We start from the raw sequence: 25,515 nt of genomic DNA on the forward strand, positions 1-25,515 counted from the left end.
ACAGAATGAATTGGAATTTGGAGTTTCAAAATTGGAATTTAAAATAAAAGATATATGCTATACTATTTATTTGAATATTTTGACAAAACATTAGATGTGCCGGGAACAGGAGTGTTTCAGTACATTACATTTAGATCAGCTTTGGCATTTATGCTTTCATTGCTTTTGTCAACAATTTACGGTAAAAGAATTATTAATTTTCTTCGTCGTCAGCAAGTTGGAGAAACAGTACGTGAACTTGGTCTTGCAGGTCAAAATGAAAAAGCTGGTACGCCGACAATGGGTGGATTGATCATCATTTTTGCAACCTTAGTTCCAGTTTTGTTATTTGCGAGATTGCATAACATTTACATCGTTTTACTTATTGTAACAACTTTGTGGATGGGAACAATTGGTTTCGTTGACGATTATATCAAAATATTCAAAAAAGATAAACAAGGGCTTAAAGGTATTTTTAAAGTTATTGGTCAGGTTGGTTTAGGAATTATTGTTGGAGCAGTTCTTTATTTTAATCCTGCCGTTACAGTAAGAACAGATACAGGCCGTACAGATGTTTTTAGAACGGCTGCAAATACAACTGTTGTGCTTCCGGCACCTATTGAAGAAAAGTCTACAGCAACAACAATTCCGTTCGTAAAAAACAACGAATTTGATTACGCTGAAGTATTATCATTTATGGGAGAAGGGTATGAAAAATGGGCTTGGTTAATATTTATTCCAGTTGTAATTTTCATCATAACTGCAGTTTCAAACGGCGCTAATTTAACCGATGGAATCGACGGACTGGCCGCTGGAACCTCGGCAATTTCTGTCCTCGCACTCGGAATTTTTACGTTTGTTTCTGGAAATATTATTTTCTCGAATTATCTAAACATTATGTATATCCCCAATTCGGGAGAAATGACCGTGTTTATTTCCGCATTTGTTGGTGCGCTGATTGGATTTCTTTGGTACAATTCATTCCCCGCATCTGTATTTATGGGAGATACTGGAAGTTTGACAATTGGAGGAATTATAGCAGTTTTAGCAATTGCAGTTCGTAAAGAAATATTGATTGTTTTATTCTGTGGTATTTTCTTGGCAGAAAGTGCATCGGTAATTATACAGGTAACTTATTTCAAATACACAAAAAAGCGTTTTGGAGAAGGCAGAAGAATTTTCCTGATGTCACCGCTTCATCATCATTATCAGAAAAAAGGATATCACGAAAGTAAAATTGTAACCCGTTTCTGGATTGTTGCCGTAATGTTGGCCATATTATCAATCATTACTTTAAAACTGAGATAAATTTTAAATTAAAAATTGAGAATTAAAAATTAAAAGTTGCACGTTCTTGTAGATGAAGGAGAATATTGTTCAAGAGAAATCATTTCTCTTTGCGGTTAGAATAATCAATTTATATAAATATCTAACTAATACTAAAAAGGAGTTTGTTTTAAGCAAGCAACTTTTAAGATGCGGAACTTCAATTGGAGCAAACATTGAAGAATCGATTGGAGGACGTTCTGATAAAGAGTTTTTATTTAAGCTTGAAATTTCATATAAAGAAGCTAGAGAAACGATTTATTGGTTAAAATTATTAAAAGCAACAGATTATATCTCTGTAAATGAATTCGACAGCATCTTTGGTGAGGCTGATGAAATTTGCAGAATATTAGCGAAAATTATACTAACCCTAAAAGGAAAATAGGAATTCATTGAAAGTCGCAACTGATTTTTAATTTTTAATTCTGAATTTTTAATTAAAGAACTATGAGATTAGTAGTACTTGGAGGAGGAGAAAGCGGTGTAGGAACCGCGATCCTTGGAAAGAAAAAAGGATACGATGTTTTTGTGTCAGATTTCGGAAAGATAAAAGAGAGTTACAAAGAAGTTCTTATCATTAATAAAATTGACTGGGAAGAGGAGCAGCATACAGAAGATTTGATTTTGAATGCAGATGTGGTGATGAAAAGCCCAGGAATTCCAGAGAAATCTCCAATAGTAAAAAAGCTGATTGCGGCTGGAGTAAAAGTAATGTCTGAAATAGAATTTGCAGCGCCTTTTACAGAAGCAATGACTATTGGAATTACAGGAAGTAATGGTAAGACAACAACAACAATGCTGACTTATCATTTGCTTAAATCGGCAGGATTAAATGTTGGTTTGGGAGGTAATATTGGAAAAAGTTTTGCCTGGCAGGTAGCCGAAAATAAATTTGATGCATACGTTCTTGAATTAAGCAGTTTTCAACTAGACGGAATAATAGATTACAGACCAGATATTGCAATAATAACCAATATTAGTCCAGATCACTTAGATCGATATGAATATAAATATCAAAATTATATCGATTCGAAATTCCGGATAACGATGAATCAAACCGAAAGTGACTATCTCATTTACGATGCAGATGATGAGGCAAGTGCAGAATGGTTGAACAATAACAAAGTAAAAGCAAAATTAATTCCTTTTTCATTGACTAAAACATTCGATGAAGGGGCTTCTATAAATAACAACAAAATGGAAATAAAGATCAACCAAGAAGAGTTTACAATGGAAACAGAATACATTGCGTTAGAAGGAAAACATAATATGAAAAACGCAATGGCAGCAAGCTCTGTAGCAAAATTGATGCAAATTAGAAATGCAACAATACGCGAAAGTTTATCTAATTTTCAAGGTGTTGAGCACCGTTTAGAGAAAGTATTAAAAATACAAAACGTGCAATACATCAACGATTCAAAAGCAACAAATGTAAATGCTACATTCTTTGCTTTGGATAGTATGAATGTTCCAACCGTTTGGATTGTTGGAGGTGTTGACAAAGGAAATGATTATAACGAGTTAATGTCATTGGTGCGCGAAAAAGTAAAAGCAATAATTTGCTTAGGCGTTGACAACCGTAAAATTATAGATGCTTTTGGAAATGTTGTTGATATTATGGTTGAAGTAAACAATATGAGCGATGCAGTAAAAACTGCTCAAAGATTAACAGAAAAAGGTGACGCTGTTTTATTATCTCCAGCCTGCGCAAGTTTCGATTTATTCGAAAGCTATGAAGACAGAGGAAAGCAATTTAAACAAGCGGTCCACAATTTATAATTTTAGAGTTTAGATTTTAGATTTTTCTAGACTTTGAAATTTTAGATTTATAAAATTATTAAGTTCTTTTTTGATTATGACGACGGATGAAATGAAATTGAGAACAAAAAAATTCTCATTAATGATAATTGAATTGGCTGAAAAATTGCCAAATACAAATGTGATTAGATCAATAAGTAATCAGATAGTAAGGAGTGGAACATCTGTTGGTGCGAATTATAGGGCAGTATGCAGAGCAAGAAGCGATAGAGAGTTTATAGCTAAAATGAATATAGTTTTAGAAGAAGCTGATGAAACTTTATTCTGGTTAGAAATTATAAAAGAAAAAATGTGGATTGCAAAATCTGAATTAGAAACAATTTGGAAAGAAGGAAATGAATTAACGGCCATTTTCGTAAGCAGTTTAAAAACAGTAAATAAAAGAATCAATAAATAAAAAATCTAGATTTTAAGTAATCTAAAATCTAAAATCAGAAATCTAAAATTGAGATTATGAAAGAGCTGGTAAACAAACTAAAAGGAGATAGGGTAATATGGTCATTTGTGGCTTTATTGGCGTTGTTTTCGTTTATGCCTGTTTTTAGTGCGAGTAGTAATCTGGCATATATTGGACACGGAACAGGAAATACTTTGGGCTATTTGGTAAAACACTTAGCGCACGTTTGTATAGGTTTCCTTATAATCTATTTGGTTCACAAAGTTCCATATCATTATTTTAGAGCGATTTCAAAAATTGCACTTCCAGTAGTTTGGCTTTTGTTGCTGTATACATTGTTGAAAGGAACCGTAATTGCAGGTGCCAATGCAAGTCGGTGGATTCAAGTGCCGTTTATTGGAATTACGTTTCAGACTTCGACTTTAGCAGCAAGTGTTTTGTTTATTTATGTTGCTCGTTATTTGTCAAAAACAAAAGAAGAAAATGAGCCGTTTCAAGCTTCGTTGATTGAACTTTGGCTGCCGGTATTTATTACTTTGATATTAATTTTGCCAGCCAATTTTTCTACTACAGCGTTGATTTTTGCAATGGTAATTATGCTGACATTTATTGGGAAATATCCCTTAAAATATATTGGTTTTATTATCGGTTCAGGAATCTTGGCACTGGCGTTTTTTCTTTTAGTAGCAAAAGCTTTTCCAGATTCAAGATTCTTTAGCAGGGTGTCAACTTGGGAAAGTCGAATTATGAACTTTACAACAGATAAACCTGATGAAGATGACTATCAAATTGAGAAAGCGAAAATTGCAATTGCTTCTGGAAGATTTGGCGGATTAGGTCCAGGTAAAAGTGTGCAAAAGAATTTTTTACCGCAATCATCTTCCGATTTCATTTATGCAATTGTAGTAGAAGAATATGGTTTAGTTGGCGGGGTTTCAATATTAGTTTTGTATTTGTTGTTATTGTTCCGATTTGTGATCGCTTCACATAAAGCCAATACGCTATTTGGTAAACTCGTTGTCGTCGGACTAGGCTTTCCAATGATATTTCAGGCCATGATTAATATGGCGGTTGCAGTCGAATTATTACCAGTTACAGGACAAACACTTCCATTAATAAGTAGTGGGGGAAGTTCAATCTGGATGACGTGTTTTTCTTTAGGAATAATTATCAGCGTGACGAAAAAAGACGAAGAAATAGCCGAAGAAAAGCAAGAAAAAGAAAGACGAAAAGAAGCATTGCAGCGATTAATTGATAAAGAATTAGCAGAAGAAGATTTGGTTTCAGAAGAAATATATGAAGAAGAGCAAATGTATTCGATAGAAGATAATTCGAGAAATCCGATGAATGCCGTTTTAAACAAATAAAATAGAAAACAGAATAAATTTTAGAACATTGTAATTTTTAGAAAGATGACAAAGTATAAATTCATACTTAGCGGAGGAGGAACAGGAGGACATATCTATCCTGCGATTGCTATTGCGAATGAATTAAAATTACAATTTCCAGATGCTGAATTTCTTTTTGTAGGTGCCAAAGATAAAATGGAAATGCAGAAAGTACCTCAGGCAGGTTACGAAATACAAGGTCTTTGGATTGCTGGTTTACAGCGAAAACTGACTTTACAAAATATGATGTTTCCTCTTAAACTAGCAACAAGTTTATTGGAATCAAGAAGAATTATTAAAAAATTTAAACCAAATGTAGTAATTGGAACGGGAGGCTTTGCCAGTGGACCGTTACTTCAGGCGGCAGTTTCGGGAGGAATTCCAACGGTGGTTCAAGAGCAGAATTCGTTTCCTGGAATAACGAACAAATTGTTGAGTAAAAGGGCTAATGCAATTTGTGTGGCTTATGAAAATTTAGAGAGATTTTTTCCAAAAGAAAAAATTGTTCTAACTGGAAATCCGGTTCGTCAGGATTTAATTGATATTGACAGTAAACGTGATGAGGCAGTTGCTTTTTATGGTTTAGATCCGAATAAAAAAACATTACTGGTTTTAGGAGGAAGTTTAGGAGCAAGAAGAATTAATCAGTTAATAGAAAAAGAATTGCAAAATTTTCTTTCACAGGATGTTCAGGTAATCTGGCAGTGCGGAAAATTATATTTTGAAGATTATAAAAAGTACAATCAGCAAAATGTAAGAGTGGTTGATTTTATTGAAAGAATGGATTTTGTTTATGCAGCATCAGATATAGTGATTTCACGTGCAGGCGCTTCATCAGTATCAGAATTATGTATTGTTGGAAAACCAGTGATTTTTATTCCATCTCCAAATGTAGCTGAGGATCACCAAACTAAAAATGCACAGGCAATAGTGGATGCAAAAGGTGCGATTTTGTTGAAAGAATCTGAGTTAAACGAGCAATTTAGCATTGTTTTTGAAGCACTGCTGAAAGACGATGGAAAGCAAAAACAACTCAGTGCAAATATTAAAAAACTGGCAAGACCAGATGCTACAAAACAAATTGTAGAAGAGATTAAGAAGTTGTTATAATGTAATTTAAATTGAAAATTATACAACAGAAACAAAATAGTAGAATGCTATTTTAGGCAATTTAGTCTAATTAGAACAAAGAAAACATAAGGGTTTAAAGATGAGTTTTTTACGAAAAATTCCAACTGAAACCTAGTTTTAAAAATAAAATTAAAGGATAAAGTTTTACGGCTTAAAGTCTAAAACATAATGCTTAAAGCAAAAATTAAAATGAATTTAAATCAAATACAAAACGTTTATTTTATTGGTATTGGAGGTATCGGAATGAGTGCCTTGGCTCGTTATTTCAAGTTTATTGGAAAACAAGTTTCAGGCTACGATAAAACACCTTCTATGCTGACTAATGAATTGATTGAAAGTGGGATTGATATTCATTTTGAAGAAAACATTGGTTTAATTCCAACCGACTATTATGTAGAGAATACGCTGGTTATTTATACACCGGCTGTTCCAAAAACACATTCAGAATGGAATTATTTTATCGAAAGACATTATGAGGTTAAAAAACGTGCTGAAGTTTTGGGAATCATAAGTAAAGATACTTTCTGTTTTGCAGTTGCAGGAACGCATGGAAAAACCACAACATCTAGTATTCTTGGACATATTTTGTTCCAAAGCGGTGTTGATGTAACAGCTTTCATTGGAGGAATTGTAGAAAATTATAATTCGAATTTAATTGGAAGCGGCAAAACAGTAACCGTTGTAGAAGCTGACGAATTTGATAGATCATTTTTGCATTTACGTCCGGATATCGCATGTGTGACTTCTATGGATGCTGACCATTTGGATATTTACGGAACAAGTGATGCAATTGAAGATTCTTTTAGAGAATTTGCTTCAAAAGTAGAAGATAAAAATAATCTCTTCATTACAAAAGAACTGCCTTTAGAAGGTGTTCAGTGTGCTATAGATGAAGATGCTGTATATAAGGCTTTTAATGTTCGAATAGAAGATGGAAGTTATGTTTTTGATGTGCAGACGCCGTCAGAAGTTATGAAAGATCTTCATTTTGGACTGCCAGGAAAACATAATTTAATGAATGGATTAATGGCTATTGCAATGGCTAAGACGTTTGGCACCCCGACCGACTCTATTGCAAAAGCCATTGCTTCATTCAACGGAATCAGAAGACGTTTTTCTTACCAGATTAAGACTGAAAATTTAGTATATATCGATGATTATGCACATCATCCAACAGAAATAAATGCTGTACATCAAGCAGTTAGAGAGTTGTATCCAGGGCGTAAAGTTCTGGCGATTTTTCAACCGCATTTATTCAGCAGAACAAGAGATTTTATAGACGGATTTGCGGCAAGTTTGTCTCAGTTTGACGAAGTATTTTTAATGGATATTTACCCTGCAAGAGAGCTTCCGATGGAAGGAGTGACTTCTGAGTGGCTTTTAGGTAAAATGACGAATTCGAACAAAAAAATTGTTGCAAAAAACGATTTATTAGGTGAAATCAAAGCCAGTGATGCACCAATTATTGTAACAATTGGAGCTGGTGATCTTGGAGAAATGGTTCCTTCAATTAAAAAGATTTTAAATGAAAATATTTAATTGGACAAATATTCGATTAATACTAATTTTCGGACTAGTACTTTTCCTGTTTTCCTTCGCGCAGCATAGAAACGGCGATCGAAAATTGAAAAAATCCATGGTTGTTTTTGTAGGAGAAAATACGCTTTTTGTGAAGCCGGAAATGGTTAATAAATTGTTGATAGAAAATAAAAGAGATGCTTCCAGTATTAGAAAAGATGAAGTAGATTTGAATAAGATAGAGAAAACCCTCGATACGCAGGAGATGATTGAGAAGTCAAATGTTTTTGTAAGTATTGATGGAGTCCTAAAAGCAGTAGTAAAACAGAAGACGCCCATAGCAAGAGTTTATGACGGCGGTTCTTCTTTTTATATTGATTACGAGGGTAATAAAATGCCGTTGTCTGACAATTTTACTGCGAGAGTTCCTCTTGTTTCAGGGGCAATTAATGAAAAAAATAACGAAGATTTAGCAGCTTTATTTCGCACAATTTTTGACGATGCGTTTTTGAAAAAAAACATCATTGCAATAGAGATTATGCCGAATGGAAGCTTAAAAATGTTTAATCGAAACTATGATTACTTCATAGATTTCGGCAGAACAATGAATGTTGATAAGAAATTTAGAAACTATAAAGCGTTTTTTCAAAAAGCAGTTTTAGATAGTTCGTTATACAAATACAAAAAAATTGACCTTAGGTTTACGGAACAAGTAGTTTGCACTAAATAATAGAAAATGGAAAAAGATAACATTGCAGTAGGTCTAGATATTGGAACAACCAAAATCGTTGCCATGATTGGCAAGAAGAATGAATATGGTAAGTTGGAGATTTTGGGCATTGGTAAATCCAAAAGTTTGGGTGTTGCCAGAGGAGTAGTAAACAACATTACGCAGACGATTCAATCGATTCAGCAAGCGATAATCGAAGCAGAAAATAATTCGGGTTACAAAATAAAAGATGTGGTTGTGGGTATCGCCGGACAGCACATCAGAAGTATTCAGCATACGGATTACATCAGTAGAAATAATCCAGAGGAAGTAATTGGTGAAAATGATATTCAACTCCTAATCGATCAGGTAAACAAACTGGCGATGTTACCGGGAGAAGAAATTATTCACGTTTTACCACAGGAATTTAAAATTGACGGACAGTCTGAAATTAAAGAGCCAATTGGAATGTACGGCGGAAGATTAGAATCTAGTTTTCACGTAGTAGTTGGTCAGGCTTCTTCAATCAGAAATGTGGGAAGATGTATTCAGAGTTCAGGAATTGAATTGTCTGGATTAACCTTAGAACCTTTAGCTTCGGCAGATGCAGTTTTAAGTCAGGAAGAAAAAGAAGCTGGTGTAGCACTTATCGATATTGGTGGCGGTACAACAGATTTGGCTATTTTCAAAGATGGTATCATTCGCCATACAGCGGTGATTCCTTTTGGAGGAAATGTAATTACAGATGATATTAAAGAGGGCTGTTCGATTATTGAAAAACAAGCAGAGCTTTTAAAAATAAAATTCGGATCGGCTTGGCCTGGAGAAAATAAAGATAATGAGATCGTTTCGATTCCTGGTTTAAGAGGAAGAGAACCAAAAGAAATTTCGCTTAAAAACTTATCTAAAATTATCCATGCCAGAGTGGTGGAAATTGTAGAACAGGTTTTTGCAGAAATAAAAGCATACGGTCATGAGGATCCTCGCAAAAAACTGATTGCTGGTATTGTATTAACGGGTGGCGGCGCACAATTGAAACACATCAAACAATTGGTAGAATACATCACAGGAATGGACACTAGAATTGGATATCCGAATGAGCACTTAGCGGGGAATTCTGGAGAAGAAATTTCTAGTCCGTTGTTTGCAACAGCAGTTGGATTAGTAATGAACAGTATCGAAAACAGTTCGCAAAGTGCTGTTAGAATGGAATTGGTTAATGAACAAACAAAAGTTGTTTACAGAAATGTGCCGACTCCAACGCAACGATACGAAGTAGAAGAAAATTACGTTGAAAGAGTAGAAACTATCGAAGACACTAGAGAGGTTGTAACACACAACGCGCCTAAGGATGAATCTACCGAAAATAAAATAAGAAGATCATTTTTTGATCGATACGTTGATAAAATCAAAGAATTTTTAGACAACGCAGAATAATTAGATTAATAAGAGAAGGAAATTACTTTTTGCCCCAAGTCAAGAAGTAAAAAATGTACTAAATAAGAATTTCAAAAACCAAAAAGATGATGAGCAACTCAGAATTTGGAAGTATTTCATTTGATTTACCAAAAAATCAATCAAATGTAATCAAAGTCATAGGTGTAGGTGGAGGCGGAAGTAACGCAATCAATCACATGTTTAAGCAAGGTATTAAAGGCGTAGATTTTATCGTTTGTAATACCGATTCGCAAGCGCTTCAAAATAGTTCAGTACCAAATAAAATCCAGTTAGGGGTTAATTTGACTGAAGGATTAGGAGCGGGAGCAAACCCAGATGTTGGGCAGCAGTCTGCTATCGAAAGTATTTCTGATATCGAAAAAATGTTAGATAGAAATACTAAGATGGTATTCATTACTGCTGGTATGGGTGGAGGAACAGGAACAGGTGCTGCTCCAGTTATCGCGCAACTAGCAAAAGAAAGAGAAATATTAACTGTTGGTATCGTGACGATTCCGTTTCAATTTGAAGGGAAAGTACGTCAGGAGCAGGCACTTATTGGAATCGAGAAACTGCGCAAGCAAGTCGATTCTTTAATTGTAATCAACAACAACAAATTAAGAGAAGTATACGGAAATCTTGGTTTTAAAGCTGGATTCTCAAAAGCGGATGAAGTTTTAGCAACTGCCTCTAGAGGTATTGCCGAAGTAATTACGCACCACTATACCCAGAATATCGATTTACGTGATGCAAAAACTGTTTTAGCGAACAGCGGAACTGCAATCATGGGATCTTCTGTGGCAACAGGTGAAAACAGAGCAAAAGAGGCTATCGTTTCGGCTTTGGATTCTCCTTTGTTAAACGACAACAAAATTACAGGTGCCAAAAACGTATTGTTGCTTATCGTTTCTGGAACTAATGAGATTACTCTGGATGAAATCGGAGAAATCAACGATCACATTCAAGATGAAGCAGGTTACAACGCAAATATTATCATGGGAGTTGGTGAAGACGAAACTCTTGGTGAAGCTATTGCAGTAACTATAATCGCTACAGGTTTTGATGTAGAACAACAAAATGAAATTGTTAACACAGAACCTAAAAAAATCATTCATACATTAGAAGATGAGCAAAGAAGTGTTCATAATTTAACTAACAAACCTCTTACTTCTTTCGACTTAACAGTTGATACACCTACAACAAAAACGGAAGATAAAGTTGTGTTTGATTTAATGGACGAAGATGAAACATTTACTCCAACTCCTCAAGCTGTTGCTCCAGCAATCAATCAGGAAGAGTTAGTTGTAATGTCTGAGTTTATCAAAAATTTGGATGTAACTTTTGAAATTGTTTCGCCAATTACAGATATTGATTTTACAATTTCTGCACCAGAAACTCCTGTTGTACAACAAGTACAGCAACAGCCAGTACAACAACAGCCTGTACAGCAACAAAGAGTATTTGAAAGAGAAGAGCAAACTACTTTTTCTTTTGATCTGCCTTTGTTTAAGCAAGAGCCTGTAAAAAGAGAACCAGTTGTTGAGGATAATAAAGTTTTGTTTGAATTGACAAATGAAACTCGTGAGATCAAAGTAAACGATCCTGTACAGTTTGTGCCGGTAACAGAAGTTTCTGATAACGGAATCATCAAATATTCTCTAGAAGAATATATGGAAGTTGAAAATGATTTAATGAAGTCTAAGCCAGTTGAAAAAGTGGTTGAAGATGTTGTTCCAGAGGAATTAAATATTACTTTGAAACCAAGACCTGATTTTGCAAGCCAGGCTGATTATACAACAACTTCTGAAGTTTCTCCAATGGAATTGACAATTGAAGAAACACTTCGTTTAAGAGCTGAAGAAAGAAGAAAGAAACTAAAAGAGTTTAATTATAAATTCCACAATAATGTTTCTAGAATTGACGAGTTGGAAAAAGAACCAGCTTACAAAAGATTAGGAATTGATTTATCGAATTCACAATCAAATAATACAAATTCTAGAATTTCTGTTGGAACAGATAGTAACAACGATTTACAATTACGTTCAAACAATTCATTTTTGCACGACAACGTAGATTAATTTTTTTGCATCATAATATTAGGATAGCCCGAAAATTGGATTTAATTTTCGGGTTATTTTTTTTATCTTCGCACAGAATTTTAAAATTTGACTTTAAAGTTTATTTATAAAAGAAATATTATCTTCCTAACTTATTAAAAAGGAGGATTAATATAGAAGGGCTTCGACTTCGCTCAGCCTGACAAATAAATAATTTAAAGTTGAAATGCTTTCATTACAAATATCAATTTATAAGCACTGCTTATTTAAATAAAAAAAATAAAAGATGAGTTTACAAACACAAATCATGGACGAGATTAAAACGGCCATGAAAGCAAAAGATACAGTAGCACTAGAATCATTAAGAGCAATTAAATCTGAATTGTTATTGGCTTCAACTGCTTCAGGTTCTAAAGAAGAATTATCAGAAGACGAAGAAATTAAATTACTTCAAAGATTAGTAAAAACACGTAAAGAAAGCGCAAGAATCTTTACAGAGCAAAACCGTCCAGATCTAGCGGAACCAGAATTGGCTCAGGTTGCTGTAATAGAGAAGTTTTTACCAGCTCAATTAAGCGAAGAAGAAGTAGAGGCAGTTGTAGCAAAAATCATTGCTGAAACTGGAGCTTCTGGAATTGCATCAATGGGTAAAGTTATGGGATTAGCGTCTGCACAATTAGGCGGAACTGCTGAAGGAAAAACAATCTCTGCAATTGTAAAGAAATTATTAGTTTAAATTCCAAAATAGAAATTCCAAATTCCAATTTAGTATTGGAATTTGGAATTTAAAAAATTGAATTTTTAAATATTGACCTCGTAGTTCAACTGGATAGAATATCAGATTTCGGCTCTGAGGGTTGGGGGTTCGAACCCCTCCGGGGTCACTATAAAAAAATGAAAGCCTGCAAAGTATATATTTTGCAGGCTTTTTTTATGGTTCGAAAACCCTTAGTGATTTCTTTAATTTTAGAAAGTCTCAATGTTTGCAAGTAATTTTGGATCGAAACCCATTAAGGATTTTGTTTTTTCTGCATAGATGATGTAATTAATATCATAGCGGGTTCGAGACTAAATTAAGCCCATTCTTCGGATTTGCCACCCGAGCGATAGCGAACAGGCGAAGAAAATTATTCCAAATACAAAACCAACTTCCCCTTAAGCCTAAAGCCTTAATCTCGCCAAACCGCTGTTAGCCGTAGTTATTTTTATTCATTAATTTTTTCAAAAATTCCTTTTTCATTTCGCTCAAAACTTGTTCCGACTTCAGATTCCAATAAATATATAAAGGAATCGTCTATTGATAAAACAGCTCCAAGAGAAACTAAACTTACATTTTCCGAGTTATCCATATATTCATCTGATTCATCTCCTGATAAAATTCTCCAACCGGTGTCAACATAATCTCTGTTTTCGTCTTTTCCCATTGGTTCTTCTCTATAAATGTAATTTATTGGTGCTTTGTCATAGAGAATTTTATTTGTAACAAAGCATCTATCATAATATTTATCTACCAAATTTGGTTCAGATAATTCTAAATTGTGATTGATGATATGTTTATGCTCAAAAATTATTTCGTCACCAGCATAAAGTTCGTGTAAATAAAATGGATGATTGTCTAATTTTCCTTTAAACTTTTCGCCATTAATTTCTGTAATCTCAACCCACATTCTTTCAGCTGATGGATGTTCTGAATTAGAAGAATCAAACTCGAAAGTAAGTTTTACTATATTGCCAACAACAAGGTTTTTCGTTATTTCTCTACTTGGTTTGTAAAAAGTGTATTTGTGTTCTAGTGCTAATTTTTCCGAGTCTGTTAACTTCCAACTTCCCATTTTATAACCTAGAGAATTAATTCTTCGCAAGTCAAATTCCCATTTCTTGTCAAGTTTACAGAGCTTAATTATTTTTTTAACTAACTCTGTTCCTTTTCTGTCAATAATTACATAGTGTTCAACTAATTCATTGCCCAAATTTTCAAATGCTGTTCCCCATTTATTATTGTCGATTAGTTCAAATCCACTTTTGAGTTGTTTAGTTATTCCAGCTACTATTTCAGTTTCTTTTTCATTAGGTAAAACTTCGGATTTTACATACTCAAAAAAGTCTTTGACAGCTTGTTTTCTTTTTTTTGAGTTAAAAAATATCATATTGATTATTATAATTACGGCTAACGTTCTCGCGCTACAGCGGGTTTGGGACTAAATTAAGCCCATTATTCGGATTTGCCAAATCATCCCAAGTACAAAACAATCTTTCCATTAAGCCTATTGCCCAAATCCGTTGTAGTGGCTGTTGGCAGTAGTTATTTTTTTATACTTATTGGTTTTAATTTATAATTTTTTGGCAAGTTTAGAAAGTCTTTTTCAGTTAGCATATATTCATCTTTAAAATCCTTGCTAAAATTTATTCTATATCTCATTTTTGAATATGAAAATCCGATTTCTCCATATTTTGAATCTTTAGGCGTTAAGGTCTCGCTTGAAGTGTTCAAATCGTCAAGTTCTATATTTCTTTTAACTTCTTCATTAAGTTTAGCAAATTCAAAATTATCAGGTGCTAAACCGCCTAAATAAGTTGTCATTTCCCCAAATTCGTTTCGTTTCGTTTTGGCTATATTTTTCACCAATTGTTCTATAATAATATATTTTTGGCCATTAAGTTCAGCAATTCTTACCATTAAATTTTCCTCAAGTATTATTTGAGGTTGAACATTAATCTCAATTTGGTTTGTGACATATTTTTTTCCATTAAATTCAAATTCAAACGGACCAACTTTATTTAAGCCAACTTTGTTAAATATTATTACTCTTTCAAAATCATCGGATTGCAAACCGTGAACAGATGTCGAACGTGTCAATTCTATTTCAGAACCTAATTCCTCTTGTATATTGTTTTTTAAAAAGTCAATATTAATTGAAAACATAACACTTTCTCCAACTCTTGGTTCAGGATTGTCAATTTCTATTTTTAGATTGCTCTGACAAAATGCGTTAAGATTATAAATAATAAATATTAAAAACGTAAATTTTTTCATTCTTTCGGATTTTATAGTTACTGCCAACGTTCTAGCACTACAGCGGGTTTGGGATTAAATTAAGACCTATCTTCGGATTTGCCAAATATTGCAAATACAAAACCATCTTTCTATTAAGCCAAATGCCCAAAACCATTGTAGTGGCTGTTATAGGCTGTTTTTTCTACTTCCAAAACTTCCACCAATTTTTTTTCTCAATTTTTTGATTTATTTCCGATTCAATTTCATTATTAGTTGTCAAATCAATTGTTAAACTTCCAATTGAATCAACATCCCAAATGGTTACAGTTTTAATGTTAATCGAATTTAAATTTAAAAACGTTTCAATTTTTTGATCTAAATAATCATCATTTGTGTTTTCTTCTCTATTTGCTCTCGATAATGGGATAATTGATTTATCATCATTTTCAATCCTCTTCATTCTGTCAGCAAGTAATTTCAAAATATTTTCAGGATAACTTGAACTTGCATTTTCGGGAACATTATAATCTTCATCAAAGTGGAAATAATCACTAATTAAGATTGAGAAAAATTGATTATCACGTTTGTCGTAATAAAATAGTTCAGATAATCTTTCACTTGGTTGTAGAAGACCAATTTTTATCCAATTATATATTTGTTCTTCTGATGTTTGTTCTATTTCCATTGTTTTTTTTCAAAATAGCATATAACTTTTATATACTACTGACAACATCAGACTTATCACCCCAAAATTTGGTAGATATTTCTGACAAGGTCAGGGTTTATTTATTATCAAATATATAATAATAAACTTATAAATAATCAAAAGAACTTTTAATTCGTTGAATGCTTTTCGTGCTGATATGGGGATAAAATTCAGTGGACTTGCTGCTTTATTGAATCAGCACAAACACGATTAATCAATAGTAATATTAACGTCGAATCAAAAAATTAAACATCATTTAAAATTTTCAAATCTTCCATTAATTGGTTCGAATTCTGTACCGCCAAGGTCACAATCAAATAAAAAAACCTCTTTCATAATTGAAACAGGCTTTTTTATATTTTTCAGAATATGCAATTTTATTTATCAGTTCGTTTTTTACTGTTTTTAATCAAAACAAAAATTGAAAATACAAATACAATGGCATACACAATTGCCAGTGCAGGTTTTTCAAATTTTAGGGTTTGAAAATCGAACTGTTTGAATAAAACCACGCCTAAAATGATTGCTATAATTCTAAAAGTAAATAAAAGAGTTTTGTTGTTTTCCATGGTTGTATGTTTTAACTTTAAATAAATTACTTATCAGTTTGTCCTGCATTTCCTGTTTTTACTTCTCCAGCACGTTTATAACTGGCTAAAATTACTCCAGTTGTAGTGACTGTATTTCCTATTAAAGTAAATCCTGACGGATGTGCATTATCATCAAAAAGTTTTTTTCCTTTACCCAATAATATCGGATGAATTTTAAATCGGAGCTCATCTACTAAATCATTTTTTAATAATAAATGAACAAGCTCACTGCTTCCCCAAACTTGAATGTCTGCGCCATCGGATTCTTTTAGTTTTTTTATAGCAGCAAGACTTTTGATGAAATAAGAATTTTTCCAGTCTGATTCTTTTCTGGTTGTAGAGAGAACATATTTATTGCCTTCATTAATTCCCGGCCAAATTGCAGTATGTTTCGGCCAGTAGTCTTCCCATATTTCAAAAGTTTTTCTGCCTAAAAGATAATCGGCTGGTTTTGTTTCATTTTTTACAGCTGTATTGTAAATTTCATCGCCAAATGGTGCCACCCAGCCTCCATATTTGAATCCGTTTGATTGATCTTCTTTTGGTCCGCCGGGCGCCTGCATCACGCCATCTAAAGAAATCATTGACAAAACAATTATTTTTCTCATAATAATATTGTTCTTGTGTTTATTCAAATTTAAAAAACAAATCCTATTTTATATTTAAAAGAATTCCATTTAAATAGAGATAAATCGGTTATTTCTTAGTGAGTTTTTCCTTCACATAACTATCAAAATTAGGCAGTGACTTGTCTTCCATTACTTTTACGATTTGAGAAAATTGAATATAACCGTATTTGTAAGGATCTTTTACCAATTCTTCATAATGCTCTGTCATATACTTTTTTGGTTCGGCATTTTCAGGTATTGGGTTTTTTAGTTTTGTGAGTACCAATTTTGCCATTTCATAGCATTGCTTTAATTCTTTTTGTCTTCCCACACTTCTCCAATATAAAACCGCAAATTCGTTTGCCTGATATTCTTCATCGTAGGCATTTTTAGGGAGATTTTTGGCATGGTATTGAAAGGCGTGTCCCACTTCATGAGGTAAAAAATAACCATAAAAAAACAAAGCAGCCAGCGCATTTCCTTTTTCAAGACTTCCCGAAATTTCAGTCAGGAAACTTTCCATAGGCGGCCCGCCTATCTGCCAAGGCTGCAGGTAGATTTTGTTGGTCTTGGTTCGGTATTGTCCGTACATGAACGTCGTGGGAATTTCTGTAGTAAGTCCTTTAAAGCTAAAAGCAGGTTCAATGCGTTTTATTTTTGCTTCAATATCTTGAATCAGTTCATTGTTTTGATTTTTCAGCGCAATAGAATCTGTGTAAATTTCAAAAAACTTATTTTGTGCCTTTGCTGTTATGCAAAAACAAAATAGTAACAATATAATTATTCTACTTTTCATTAGATATTTTTTTAAGTAAGAGTTAGTAGTAGTGAATTTTACTTTTTTTAGAATATGTGTTTTATTTATGTTGTTGATTTTGAGTGAATTGTTTTGCTAATGTACTGTTTTTTTTAATTGGTTTTTAACGAAATAAAAAACGGGCAGAAAGTATAAAAATACTTTTGCCCAGCTTTTTAACTTTTCCAAAAATTAAACTTATTGCGTGTTCTGTAAAAAATTATCGATGTAATTTACTACCAGTGGAATATTTTGATGCTGAGGAGCGTGCCCCGTTTTTGGCAGTACAATTAACTGTGACGTTGGAAGCTGTTTGGTCAGTGTGTACCAATTTTCTACAGCAAAACTAATATCATGGTCTCCGGAAATAATTAAAATAGGTGTCTGTGTTGTTTTTAGTTTATCTCTAAAATTACCTTTGTCTGCAACTGCGCCTTCACCTCCTGCAAAATAAAGCTGAAATACTTCCATGGTTGATGGAATCTTAGAAACGTCAATTCTTTTGGCAATTCGGTCATGTGAAGCCTGTGCTGCTTTTTTACTTTCTTCAGATTCAGGTTCGAAGAAAAGTATAATTTCATCATTAAAATCATTTATAGGTTTTAAGGCAGAATCAAGAAAAGCCTGCTCCAGCGGAACGACTCTTTCTCCTACGGGACCAGTTCCCAGCAAAACAGTATGTGTTACAAGTTCGGGATATTGAAATGTTGCCGCCTGCGTTACTAATCCGCCGTAAGACCATCCCATTAAAACGGCTTTTTTGATTTTTAGAAAATCGGCAAGATCTTTTACGTCTGTGGCGACTTCCTTAATATCGGTTGGTAATTTTCCGGTCGAATAACCAATTCCTGAGTAATCAAAAGTAATAACCTGATAATTTTCTGCGAGCAGTTCTAAAAATAATGGATCCCACGTATCTAGAGTTCCTCTAAAACGATTAATTAAGATAATAGGAAATCCACTGCCAATAGAACGATATGCGATTTTTTTATCGGCGAAAGCTGCAATTTGGGTTTCTGAATTCGAAGCGTCTATTTTTGATGTGTTCATTACTTTAAGTTTTTGGTTAATAATGAAATAAGAAACAATTTTAGTGCCTTTTGAAAAAATATTTAGAAATCGGCTTTCAACGAAAAAGCAACAGTATCGTTCCGTTTTATTTCGCTAAAAAAATATTTTTTCACGATATTTAAAAAGTGTTATAAGTCGATTGTGTCGCCAATTTTTGGTAAAAAAAGATGAAGATCTGCCTTTTGAAATTCATCCAGAGCTTTTTGGTGATCCATTTTGATAAAACCAAAAGTGTCATAATGAACGCCTAATATTTTATTAACTTCTACAAGTCTTGAAGCTTTGACTGCTTCTTCAAATCCCATTGTTAAACCGTCGCCAACTGGAAATACAGCAAAGTCAAGTTTGGTAAATTCTGGAATTAATTTCATGTCTAAAGTCAGCGCCGTATCGCCGCTGTAATAAAAATTTCCATCAGAAGTTGTGAGTACAAAACCGCAGGCAATACCGCCGTAAGTTCCGTCCATAAAACTGCTCGGATGCTGTGCAATTACACATTTTACAGTTCCAAAATCGAAGCTTAATTTTCCGCCGGGATTTATAGGATGTGCATTTTCGATTCCGTTTTTTAAAAGCCAGTTATAGATTTCAAAGTTACCAAGAACTTTCGCTCCAGTATTTTTGGCAATTCTTTCGACGTCAGTAATATGGTCGTAATGCGCGTGTGAGATAAAAATGTAATCGGCTTTTATTTCATCTACATTAATATCTTTTGCTAATTCATTTGGTGTAATAAAAGGGTCGAAGAGAAGATGTTTTTTATTGACAAAAACAGAAAAACACGAATGACCGTAATAGGTTACTTTCATAATAAATGTATTTTTTTAAATTAATAATTTATTGATATTCAGTTCAATAAAGATACCAATAAAAAATGCGCAGTAAATAGTACTGCGCATTTCAATTTTTAAAATTGTAAAAAATATTTATTTTAATTGTTCGTCAATTAGGTCTCCTAGATTTGTATTAGAATTATCAGAGAATAAAATACTTCCATCTTTGCCAATAAGAATACGGGTTGGAATTGCTTCTATTTTATAATTAGCCACCACTTCGGCTTTAGAATCAAACACTACATTAAAATCAAATTTTTTGTCAGTTATATAAGTGGTTACTTTTTTGAAAATTTCATCTTCTTTGCCATTTTCCCAAGTGTTAACAAACAAAAATTCAACATCTTTACCCTTATATTTGGTTACTAAATTCTGCATTTTTGGGAAAGAAGCTTTGCAGGGACCGCACCATGTCGCCCAAAAGTCAAGAACGACCAATTTACCTTTATAATCAGAAAGTTTAGTTTCTTTTCCTTCCATATTTTTTAAAGTAAAATCAGATGCATTTGTACTTCCAAATTTTTCAAGAAGGGCTTTGTTTTTGTTTTCTTTTGCTAAAAGATCCGATTTTTGCTTAATTGCATCATATTCTGCAATTGGCAGCTTTTTTTCGATATAAATTTCTTTTAGTTTCGAAAGAAATACTGGAGAGGTAACTCCTTTATTTTTGATTTCATCTTCAACATAAACTTGTACTTCGTCTGTACTTTTCACTTTAGAAAGCATTGCCAGATAGCGATCTTTTCCTCCAGCGTCTAATCCGTTTTTTTCTTTAACTGCATTTTGATATTTAAATGCTTCTTGATACTTACCTTGTTTGTAAAGTAAAAGCGCATAAGTATCTGCATACATATTAAACTGGTCACGATATTGATTACTGAAACTTTGTTTGCTTTTCTCTTCCAGAAGATAAACGGATCTTTGAGAAATTTTGGTTACAAAATCAATGTTTTTTACAGGCGTAGTCAAATCACCGCCCGATTGCCCCCAAGCAAAATTGTTGTAAGTATCGCTGGCATTTTTAAGGTGAGGTTCAAGTGCAATTGCTTTTTTAAATTCGCCTTTATCCAGATAGACGGTCAGCAGATTTTGATAAAAATAATTTAAAGATCCTTTTGGGGCATTTTTAAATTTAGTTTTAAAGGTATTTATGCTTTCCAAAATTGAAGCTTCAGTTTTATCGGGCTGCTCATAGAATTTTCTAATAAAATTCATTCTTTCATTTTTGCCTTCAGGAAATCTGGTCGAAATTTCTTTTCCCAGTTTTTCTGCTTCTTCGGGCATATTACTGCCTTGATATATGCTGTAAGCGAGATTTAAATATTCTTCAGTATTTTTTTCGAGACATTTAGCGGCAAAAGCCAATAAATCTTTATCGCCTTGTTCTTTGTTGAGAGCTTTTTTATTGTATAAATAATCTACAGAAACTTTATCATCTTTTAATTTCGGATATTTGGCATAGACTGCTTCATATTTAGCAACTTGGTTTTCTGGTTTTACATCTATTTTTAAGCCTAAAAAATAATTGCTATAACCTCTAACGAAAATCTCGTTAACTAGAGTTTTACCCAGTTCTGTTTCATTTTGAGTTCTTAGAAGTACAGAATAACCTTGATCGTTATTGTTGTCGGCAACTTTTTGTAAATCGGTTATGGTTACCATAATCAGTCTGGCAGAATCTGGAACTTTTGTAGTGAATTCATAAAACTTGCCACTTTTTTTCAGAGTATTTAAATCGGCAGAAAAATCTTCATCGGTAACATAAAGAACATTTGCTTTAGAATTTTCTTCTATCACAAGCCCTTTGGGAGGTTCGTAAACATAGGTGTTTGCAGCACCTATTTTAAATTTAGAATCTTTTAAATAGATTTTTCCGTTTTGAGAAAATAGAGTGCTAACAACGGTAAAGAATAACAAAATGGTAAATTTTTTCATCTGTTTTTGGTTTTTTGTTTGTTTATTTCTTAATTGTTTAACGTGTTGTAAAATTATATATTATTACATCTGTTGTTGTTTTATTAAGAAAATATTAGCAAAAATTATTTTTTAGAAAACAAATTCTCTACCACCCACGCCGGTCCAATCAATAAAAATTGAAGGTCTTTTAAGAAAGAAGGCTTTTTTCCTTCGATATTATGTCCGTAAAATTGTCCGATCCAGGCAATGATGAAAACTCCAATAGAAAATGCCCACAGCGGAACAACTTGTCCGATATAATAGTTTACAACCAAACAGATTCCTGAAAAGACAGCAATTTTAAAAGCCATTGCAAACGATAATCGAATGTAGAAAACAAGAACAAAAAGTAAAACTACAAAAGCCCAATTTTCGATAATCGGCAGATTTAGTTTTAAAGTATTGGCAATAATTCCACTCGGAATACTCATTAATAAACCCACGATCGAAAAGAAAATCGCGGGAACACAAATATAATGTATCGCTTTGTTTGTTGGATTTTGATGACTTACGGCATATTCTGCAAACCATTGTTCTAATGTTCTCATTGTTTTGGTTTTAAGGTTAGATACGTAAATCTAATAAAATTTCTTTTAGCTTAATCCGTATTTTTTAATCAGCGGTTCGCTCTTTTCGGGATAATAAGTTAAACCAAATTTTTTGTCTAGTTCGGCGATTCGTTTTGCTATTTCTGGATCTTCAAAAGATATTTTACGTTCTATAACTTCGGGTATAATTTTATGATAAAGCTCTTCTAGATAATCTTCGAAATTTTGGTTAAAATACATATCGATCAATCGTAAGTTTACGTTTTCTGAATTCCAAATGACATGAACTATTCCTCTGGGTCTTAAGTGCCAGCTTCCAGCAGAAACTTTTATTACTTCGTCGCCCAATAAAACCGATGCAGTGCCTTCAAGAACATACATCAGTTCATCCAAATTATCGTGTTTATGAGGAGAACCTGCAATTTTTTTCGGCGCTAGAACAGCTTCAACGCAAGAAAATTGTTTATTCGTTTGAGAACTACGAATTAACGTTCTCATATTACTGCCTAAATCCCCAATTTCTAAGGGCTTTTTAGGAGGAATTAGAAAAGGAACGGGAGGTTTTAATGCAGTAGTGTTATCTGCTCTATCTGTTTTTGGATTGCTGCAAGAAGAAAGTAAAGGATATAAACAGGCCGCCGCAGAAAATAAACTTATTTGCTGTATGGCTTCACGTCTGGAATTTAACGGAGTTTTCATAATTCAAGTGGTTTTAAATTAAAATACTGATGGGAGTAGAAACGAAGTTAGGTAAAAAATCGTTCCTATTTTAATTTAAAAACACTGATATTCAGTAAATTATGTTTTTTGAAATACAGCTACAATACTAATTTTTAGCTTTTACCGTGCTGGCTTTTCATAATTTCATCGACGATAGAAACCGCTTTTTCAAAGGTTATTCCGTTTTCCTGATCGATGGTTAAGGGATGATTTTCTTCGATCATTTTTATTTCTGGAATCAATCCTAAGCCTTGTTCAATGGCAATTGATTTTAGTGAAATTGTTTTGCCGTAAGTAGGAACATCGGTCTGCATCCAGCCAAAATAAGGTTCTTGATTAATTCGGTTTGGATCTTCCCATAAATCCATTCGGAGACAGAAATTGTCTTCGCTTATTGTTGTCCAGACATTAAAAACTAAATCTTCGTGATAGTCGATTATCGGAATAGTTAATTGCCCGCGGTGAAAAAAATGTTCTTCATCTACATAACACCAGCTGCCACCGTATTTAATTCGGTTTTCTCTTTCTTCTGGCGGAATGGAAAAATAGTACGCAGGAAATTCATTGCCAAAACATAAGGGCATTTCGTCAAAAGTTTCGCCGCAGCAAGAGCATTTGTAGGTATACATTTTTTGTTTTCTTTAAATAATTCTAAACTGACTTCTGATTGTACTCAAAAACATTATCCCACAATTCATCAATTTTGACAAGCGCTTCGTTTAGCGGAATAACCTGCCATTTCCCATTTGTTTCTTTTCCAATGCCAATACTTTTTAGTTTTAGTAAAGCATCATTTACATCAAAATCCAATTCGGTTTTTAAGTGCGAAGAAAACCAAGATTCAATGTGCGCGTCTAGCTCTTCAGGAGTTAATGGGTTTTGACTTCTGTTTAAAAAGGCGTAAGCTAAGATTGTTTCTTTTAAAGCTTCTTCTTCAGATGAATTTAAAAGCGAATAGAATGCACCGCTGTTGTTTCCGACGTTCTTAAAATACAAACTGTCTGAAAGCGTTTTAGAATATCTGATTTTCTTATTAATAAAATTGTTGTATTGACGGAAACAATAAGCAGCCAGAATTCCCAAAGCAATTAATCCTTGATTTAAGGAAGTTTTACTGTTTAACAAATCAATCGTTTCGCCCGTTTGATACGCATCATACATATTGATAAGCGCCGGAATTACCTTGGCACTTAAAAGGGAAATTCCGCCAAAAACTCCAGGAACCCAAAGCAGCATTTTATCCTTTAAAGACATTTTAGGAAGTGCATTTGGAAATATCGTTTCTAGATCATTTTTGGGAACACGCTTAAAAATTTTCAAAGCGATAGAACCTGGGTCAATAGGCATTTTACCTAATTTGACCTTCTTTTGAGCCAGATAATCGGCGTCGCTGTAATTGAGGTAAATAAGAACGCGATCGTAATATTCGATTTCAACTTCTTTCTTCCAGAAAAAATATTTCTTGACCTTTTCTTTTGCTTTGTGATGCCCTCGGGCGTATAGTTCGTAATCTTTAAAAGCATTAAAATCAATCGCCAGACTTAGACCAATTAAGTCTGATTCTTCAAATGCTTCTTTTAAGATTTCTTCGTTAATTCGGTAATAATTACCGCGTTCCAGCACCTGAAGCAAAGTGGCTTTAAAAACCGAAAAATCACTTTTACCAATAAAACCTTCACGTTCTTTTTCGCTCAAATCCGGATCATACAGCGCGTAGTTTTGCTTTAGATTTCGATTAAGATTAAAAGATTCGTAATGATAATAATGTTCGATTATATCAAATAACTTTTTAAAATCTTCAACCTTTTGCTTGTCTTCGGCGAAAGCTGCAATTTGCTGTTCGAGTAAAAATTCTTTGTTGAACGGGATATAATGTTCTCGTGTCATTTTGATTTTGGGCTTTATTTCCGTGGCGTTTAGTAAACGCAAAAGTACTTCTTTTTTTTGAGGGGCAAAGGGGGTGAGGAGTAAAGTGACAGAGGGACAAAGAAGCAAAGGGGCAAAGGTTGGTTGCTTTTATTTTCGATACCACGCACAATTTTGTCGTTCTGAAGAACGAAGGATCACACTCGGGGATCGACAAAGATTGGCTGTTCACTTTTTCCATACTTCGCACGGTTTGTCATCCTGAGGAACGAAGGATCACACTCGGGGATCGACAAAGATTTGCTGTTTACTTTACGGAATTACTTTATTGAGTTTCTAGTGTGATCCTTCGTTCCTCAGGATGACAAAACTATGTAGATTTTCTTTATTGAGTTTCTAGTGTGATCCTTCATTCCTCAGGATTGACAAAACTGTGCCTGTAGATTTTTTTTGAAGATTTTCTAGTGTGATCCTTCGTTCCTCAGGATGACAAAAAAATAAAACACGTATATTCGTACAAAAAAATAAAAATGATTAATCCTCAAGATGGGTATCATACCTACTATATTTATATTATTACAAACAAAAATCGATCAACGTTTTATATTGGGGTCACTCAAAATTTAAGAGAAAGACTTAAGCAGCATAAGGAAAACATTCATAATAATGCAAAAACCTTTGCTTCTAAGTATGGCATTGAATTTTTGGTGTATTACGAGAAATTCACTTGGATCCAAGAAGCAATTGCAAGAGAAAAAGAATTGAAAGGATGGATTAGGGTAAGGAAAATTGATTTGATAAAAGATTTTAATCCAACTTTTGAATTTCTGAATTATCTTTTTGAATAGTTCTATTATTTTTCACACGGTACAATTTGTTGAATAGCTTCACACAGTTTTATCATAGAAATCAGGATGACAAAACAAAAAAGACTGCAAATTTGCCTGTCACCCAGAAAGTAACCACAATCTTGTCATCCTGAGGAACGAAGGATCACACGCGGGGATCGACAAAGATTAGTTGTTTACTTTACGGAATTACTTTATTGAGTTTCTAGTGTGATCCT

General features: G+C 33.4%; 25 protein-coding genes and 1 tRNA gene. 13 read left to right on the top strand and 13 right to left on the bottom strand.

Annotated features, from left to right (window positions below):
- The first annotated feature begins 54 nt into the window (after nucleotides 1–54).
- The 12 genes from mraY to BSF42_RS12850 all read left to right on the top strand — a co-directional run bounded on the left by mraY (nucleotide 55) and on the right by BSF42_RS12850 (nucleotide 12,644).
- The gene (gene mraY / locus BSF42_RS12795; protein WP_095953479.1) at nucleotides 55–1,287 is read left to right on the top strand and encodes a phospho-N-acetylmuramoyl-pentapeptide-transferase; all 1,233 of its coding nucleotides are present in this window, start codon (nucleotides 55–57) and stop codon (nucleotides 1,285–1,287) included.
- 52 nt (nucleotides 1,288–1,339) lie between these two features.
- Nucleotides 1,340–1,690, top strand: coding sequence for a four helix bundle protein (locus BSF42_RS12800; RefSeq protein WP_095953480.1), 351 nt, complete (start codon nucleotides 1,340–1,342; stop codon nucleotides 1,688–1,690).
- A gap of 62 nt (nucleotides 1,691–1,752) precedes the next feature.
- The gene (murD, locus tag BSF42_RS12805) at nucleotides 1,753–3,084 is read left to right on the top strand and encodes a UDP-N-acetylmuramoyl-L-alanine--D-glutamate ligase (RefSeq protein WP_095953481.1); all 1,332 of its coding nucleotides are present in this window, start codon (nucleotides 1,753–1,755) and stop codon (nucleotides 3,082–3,084) included.
- 121 nt (nucleotides 3,085–3,205) lie between these two features.
- Nucleotides 3,206–3,520, top strand: a complete 315-nt coding sequence (locus tag BSF42_RS12810; RefSeq protein WP_253251044.1) for a four helix bundle protein — start codon at nucleotides 3,206–3,208, stop codon at nucleotides 3,518–3,520.
- A gap of 56 nt (nucleotides 3,521–3,576) precedes the next feature.
- Nucleotides 3,577–4,887: an FtsW/RodA/SpoVE family cell cycle protein gene (locus tag BSF42_RS12815; protein ID WP_095953483.1), complete on the top strand. Its 1,311-nt coding sequence runs from the start codon at nucleotides 3,577–3,579 to the stop codon at nucleotides 4,885–4,887.
- Nucleotides 4,888–4,932: 45 nt separating this feature from the next.
- Complete coding sequence (gene murG / locus BSF42_RS12820; protein ID WP_095953484.1) at nucleotides 4,933–6,018, top strand: undecaprenyldiphospho-muramoylpentapeptide beta-N-acetylglucosaminyltransferase; 1,086 nt, start codon at nucleotides 4,933–4,935, stop codon at nucleotides 6,016–6,018.
- 210 nt (nucleotides 6,019–6,228) lie between these two features.
- The gene (gene murC / locus BSF42_RS12825; protein WP_095953585.1) at nucleotides 6,229–7,578 is read left to right on the top strand and encodes a UDP-N-acetylmuramate--L-alanine ligase; all 1,350 of its coding nucleotides are present in this window, start codon (nucleotides 6,229–6,231) and stop codon (nucleotides 7,576–7,578) included.
- Entirely contained in the window at nucleotides 7,565–8,287 is a 723-nt protein-coding gene (locus BSF42_RS12830; protein ID WP_095953485.1) for a cell division protein FtsQ/DivIB, read from the top strand. Before murC ends, BSF42_RS12830 begins: the two co-directional genes overlap by 14 nt.
- Nucleotides 8,288–8,293: 6 nt before the next feature.
- Nucleotides 8,294–9,703 (top strand): cell division protein FtsA, encoded by a 1,410-nt coding sequence (gene ftsA / locus BSF42_RS12835; RefSeq protein WP_095953486.1) that lies wholly within the window; start codon nucleotides 8,294–8,296, stop codon nucleotides 9,701–9,703.
- 86 nt (nucleotides 9,704–9,789) lie between these two features.
- Nucleotides 9,790–11,781, top strand: coding sequence for a cell division protein FtsZ (gene ftsZ, locus BSF42_RS12840; RefSeq protein ID WP_095953487.1), 1,992 nt, complete (start codon nucleotides 9,790–9,792; stop codon nucleotides 11,779–11,781).
- Nucleotides 11,782–12,046: 265 nt separating this feature from the next.
- The gene (locus BSF42_RS12845) at nucleotides 12,047–12,496 is read left to right on the top strand and encodes a GatB/YqeY domain-containing protein (RefSeq protein ID WP_095953488.1); all 450 of its coding nucleotides are present in this window, start codon (nucleotides 12,047–12,049) and stop codon (nucleotides 12,494–12,496) included.
- Nucleotides 12,497–12,570: 74 nt separating this feature from the next.
- A tRNA-Arg gene (locus tag BSF42_RS12850) sits at nucleotides 12,571–12,644 on the top strand.
- Nucleotides 12,645–12,965: 321 nt separating this feature from the next.
- Here the strand turns inward: BSF42_RS12850 and BSF42_RS12855 are convergent.
- From BSF42_RS12855 to BSF42_RS12915, 13 genes are all read right to left on the bottom strand, one after another.
- Entirely contained in the window at nucleotides 12,966–13,907 is a 942-nt protein-coding gene (locus BSF42_RS12855) for a DUF2185 domain-containing protein (RefSeq protein ID WP_095953489.1), read from the bottom strand.
- A 155-nt stretch (nucleotides 13,908–14,062) separates the two neighbouring features.
- On the bottom strand, nucleotides 14,063–14,794 hold the full coding sequence (locus BSF42_RS12860) for a hypothetical protein (RefSeq protein WP_141248454.1): 732 nt from the start codon (nucleotides 14,792–14,794) through the stop codon (nucleotides 14,063–14,065).
- Between the two features lie 163 nt (nucleotides 14,795–14,957).
- On the bottom strand, nucleotides 14,958–15,440 hold the full coding sequence (locus BSF42_RS12865; RefSeq protein ID WP_095953491.1) for a hypothetical protein: 483 nt from the start codon (nucleotides 15,438–15,440) through the stop codon (nucleotides 14,958–14,960).
- Nucleotides 15,441–15,838: 398 nt separating this feature from the next.
- Nucleotides 15,839–16,030 carry a hypothetical protein gene (locus BSF42_RS12870; RefSeq protein WP_095953492.1) on the bottom strand — a complete coding sequence of 64 codons (192 nt, stop codon included), beginning with the start codon at nucleotides 16,028–16,030 and terminating at the stop codon, nucleotides 15,839–15,841.
- A 26-nt stretch (nucleotides 16,031–16,056) separates the two neighbouring features.
- A complete protein-coding gene (locus tag BSF42_RS12875) occupies nucleotides 16,057–16,659 on the bottom strand; it encodes a dihydrofolate reductase family protein (RefSeq protein WP_095953493.1) in 603 nt (200 codons plus the stop codon).
- A gap of 88 nt (nucleotides 16,660–16,747) precedes the next feature.
- Nucleotides 16,748–17,455 carry a hypothetical protein gene (locus tag BSF42_RS12880; RefSeq protein ID WP_095953494.1) on the bottom strand — a complete coding sequence of 236 codons (708 nt, stop codon included), beginning with the start codon at nucleotides 17,453–17,455 and terminating at the stop codon, nucleotides 16,748–16,750.
- Between the two features lie 198 nt (nucleotides 17,456–17,653).
- Entirely contained in the window at nucleotides 17,654–18,505 is an 852-nt protein-coding gene (locus BSF42_RS12885) for an alpha/beta fold hydrolase (RefSeq protein ID WP_095953495.1), read from the bottom strand.
- Between the two features lie 149 nt (nucleotides 18,506–18,654).
- The gene (locus tag BSF42_RS12890) at nucleotides 18,655–19,335 is read right to left on the bottom strand and encodes a metal-dependent hydrolase (RefSeq protein ID WP_095953496.1); all 681 of its coding nucleotides are present in this window, start codon (nucleotides 19,333–19,335) and stop codon (nucleotides 18,655–18,657) included.
- A gap of 117 nt (nucleotides 19,336–19,452) precedes the next feature.
- On the bottom strand, nucleotides 19,453–21,294 hold the full coding sequence (locus tag BSF42_RS12895; protein WP_095953497.1) for a TlpA disulfide reductase family protein: 1,842 nt from the start codon (nucleotides 21,292–21,294) through the stop codon (nucleotides 19,453–19,455).
- A 104-nt stretch (nucleotides 21,295–21,398) separates the two neighbouring features.
- Nucleotides 21,399–21,863 carry a DUF962 domain-containing protein gene (locus tag BSF42_RS12900; RefSeq protein WP_095953498.1) on the bottom strand — a complete coding sequence of 155 codons (465 nt, stop codon included), beginning with the start codon at nucleotides 21,861–21,863 and terminating at the stop codon, nucleotides 21,399–21,401.
- A gap of 45 nt (nucleotides 21,864–21,908) precedes the next feature.
- Entirely contained in the window at nucleotides 21,909–22,562 is a 654-nt protein-coding gene (locus BSF42_RS12905) for a cupin domain-containing protein (protein WP_095953499.1), read from the bottom strand.
- Between the two features lie 134 nt (nucleotides 22,563–22,696).
- The gene (locus tag BSF42_RS12910) at nucleotides 22,697–23,212 is read right to left on the bottom strand and encodes a DUF2199 domain-containing protein (protein WP_095953500.1); all 516 of its coding nucleotides are present in this window, start codon (nucleotides 23,210–23,212) and stop codon (nucleotides 22,697–22,699) included.
- Nucleotides 23,213–23,234: 22 nt separating this feature from the next.
- Nucleotides 23,235–24,470, bottom strand: coding sequence for a TMEM143 family protein (locus tag BSF42_RS12915; RefSeq protein ID WP_095953501.1), 1,236 nt, complete (start codon nucleotides 24,468–24,470; stop codon nucleotides 23,235–23,237).
- A gap of 509 nt (nucleotides 24,471–24,979) precedes the next feature.
- Between BSF42_RS12915 and BSF42_RS12920 the strand changes: the two genes are divergently transcribed.
- Complete coding sequence (locus tag BSF42_RS12920) at nucleotides 24,980–25,297, top strand: GIY-YIG nuclease family protein (RefSeq protein ID WP_095953502.1); 318 nt, start codon at nucleotides 24,980–24,982, stop codon at nucleotides 25,295–25,297.
- The last annotated feature ends 218 nt before the right edge of the window (nucleotides 25,298–25,515 follow it).

This window comes from Flavobacterium sp. ACN6, assembly GCF_002304005.1.
Taxonomy (GTDB): Bacteria; Bacteroidota; Bacteroidia; order Flavobacteriales; family Flavobacteriaceae; genus Flavobacterium.

Bases quoted from the DNA above. Each gene is read 5' to 3' on its own strand.
- mraY (WP_095953479.1), top strand. From the start codon at position 55: ATGCTATACTATTTATTTGAATATTTTGACAAAACATTAGATGTGCCG.
- BSF42_RS12800 (WP_095953480.1), top strand. From the start codon at position 1,340: ATGAAGGAGAATATTGTTCAAGAGAAATCATTTCTCTTTGCGGTTAGA.
- murD (WP_095953481.1), top strand. From the start codon at position 1,753: ATGAGATTAGTAGTACTTGGAGGAGGAGAAAGCGGTGTAGGAACCGCG.
- BSF42_RS12810 (WP_253251044.1), top strand. From the start codon at position 3,206: ATGATAATTGAATTGGCTGAAAAATTGCCAAATACAAATGTGATTAGA.
- BSF42_RS12815 (WP_095953483.1), top strand. From the start codon at position 3,577: ATGAAAGAGCTGGTAAACAAACTAAAAGGAGATAGGGTAATATGGTCA.
- murG (WP_095953484.1), top strand. From the start codon at position 4,933: ATGACAAAGTATAAATTCATACTTAGCGGAGGAGGAACAGGAGGACAT.
- murC (WP_095953585.1), top strand. From the start codon at position 6,229: ATGAATTTAAATCAAATACAAAACGTTTATTTTATTGGTATTGGAGGT.
- BSF42_RS12830 (WP_095953485.1), top strand. From the start codon at position 7,565: ATGAAAATATTTAATTGGACAAATATTCGATTAATACTAATTTTCGGA.
- ftsA (WP_095953486.1), top strand. From the start codon at position 8,294: ATGGAAAAAGATAACATTGCAGTAGGTCTAGATATTGGAACAACCAAA.
- ftsZ (WP_095953487.1), top strand. From the start codon at position 9,790: ATGATGAGCAACTCAGAATTTGGAAGTATTTCATTTGATTTACCAAAA.
- BSF42_RS12845 (WP_095953488.1), top strand. From the start codon at position 12,047: ATGAGTTTACAAACACAAATCATGGACGAGATTAAAACGGCCATGAAA.
- BSF42_RS12855 (WP_095953489.1), bottom strand. From the start codon at position 13,907: ATGATATTTTTTAACTCAAAAAAAAGAAAACAAGCTGTCAAAGACTTT.
- BSF42_RS12860 (WP_141248454.1), bottom strand. From the start codon at position 14,794: ATGAAAAAATTTACGTTTTTAATATTTATTATTTATAATCTTAACGCA.
- BSF42_RS12865 (WP_095953491.1), bottom strand. From the start codon at position 15,440: ATGGAAATAGAACAAACATCAGAAGAACAAATATATAATTGGATAAAA.
- BSF42_RS12870 (WP_095953492.1), bottom strand. From the start codon at position 16,030: ATGGAAAACAACAAAACTCTTTTATTTACTTTTAGAATTATAGCAATC.
- BSF42_RS12875 (WP_095953493.1), bottom strand. From the start codon at position 16,659: ATGAGAAAAATAATTGTTTTGTCAATGATTTCTTTAGATGGCGTGATG.
- BSF42_RS12880 (WP_095953494.1), bottom strand. From the start codon at position 17,455: ATGAAAAGTAGAATAATTATATTGTTACTATTTTGTTTTTGCATAACA.
- BSF42_RS12885 (WP_095953495.1), bottom strand. From the start codon at position 18,505: ATGAACACATCAAAAATAGACGCTTCGAATTCAGAAACCCAAATTGCA.
- BSF42_RS12890 (WP_095953496.1), bottom strand. From the start codon at position 19,335: ATGAAAGTAACCTATTACGGTCATTCGTGTTTTTCTGTTTTTGTCAAT.
- BSF42_RS12895 (WP_095953497.1), bottom strand. From the start codon at position 21,294: ATGAAAAAATTTACCATTTTGTTATTCTTTACCGTTGTTAGCACTCTA.
- BSF42_RS12900 (WP_095953498.1), bottom strand. From the start codon at position 21,863: ATGAGAACATTAGAACAATGGTTTGCAGAATATGCCGTAAGTCATCAA.
- BSF42_RS12905 (WP_095953499.1), bottom strand. From the start codon at position 22,562: ATGAAAACTCCGTTAAATTCCAGACGTGAAGCCATACAGCAAATAAGT.
- BSF42_RS12910 (WP_095953500.1), bottom strand. From the start codon at position 23,212: ATGTATACCTACAAATGCTCTTGCTGCGGCGAAACTTTTGACGAAATG.
- BSF42_RS12915 (WP_095953501.1), bottom strand. From the start codon at position 24,470: ATGACACGAGAACATTATATCCCGTTCAACAAAGAATTTTTACTCGAA.
- BSF42_RS12920 (WP_095953502.1), top strand. From the start codon at position 24,980: ATGATTAATCCTCAAGATGGGTATCATACCTACTATATTTATATTATT.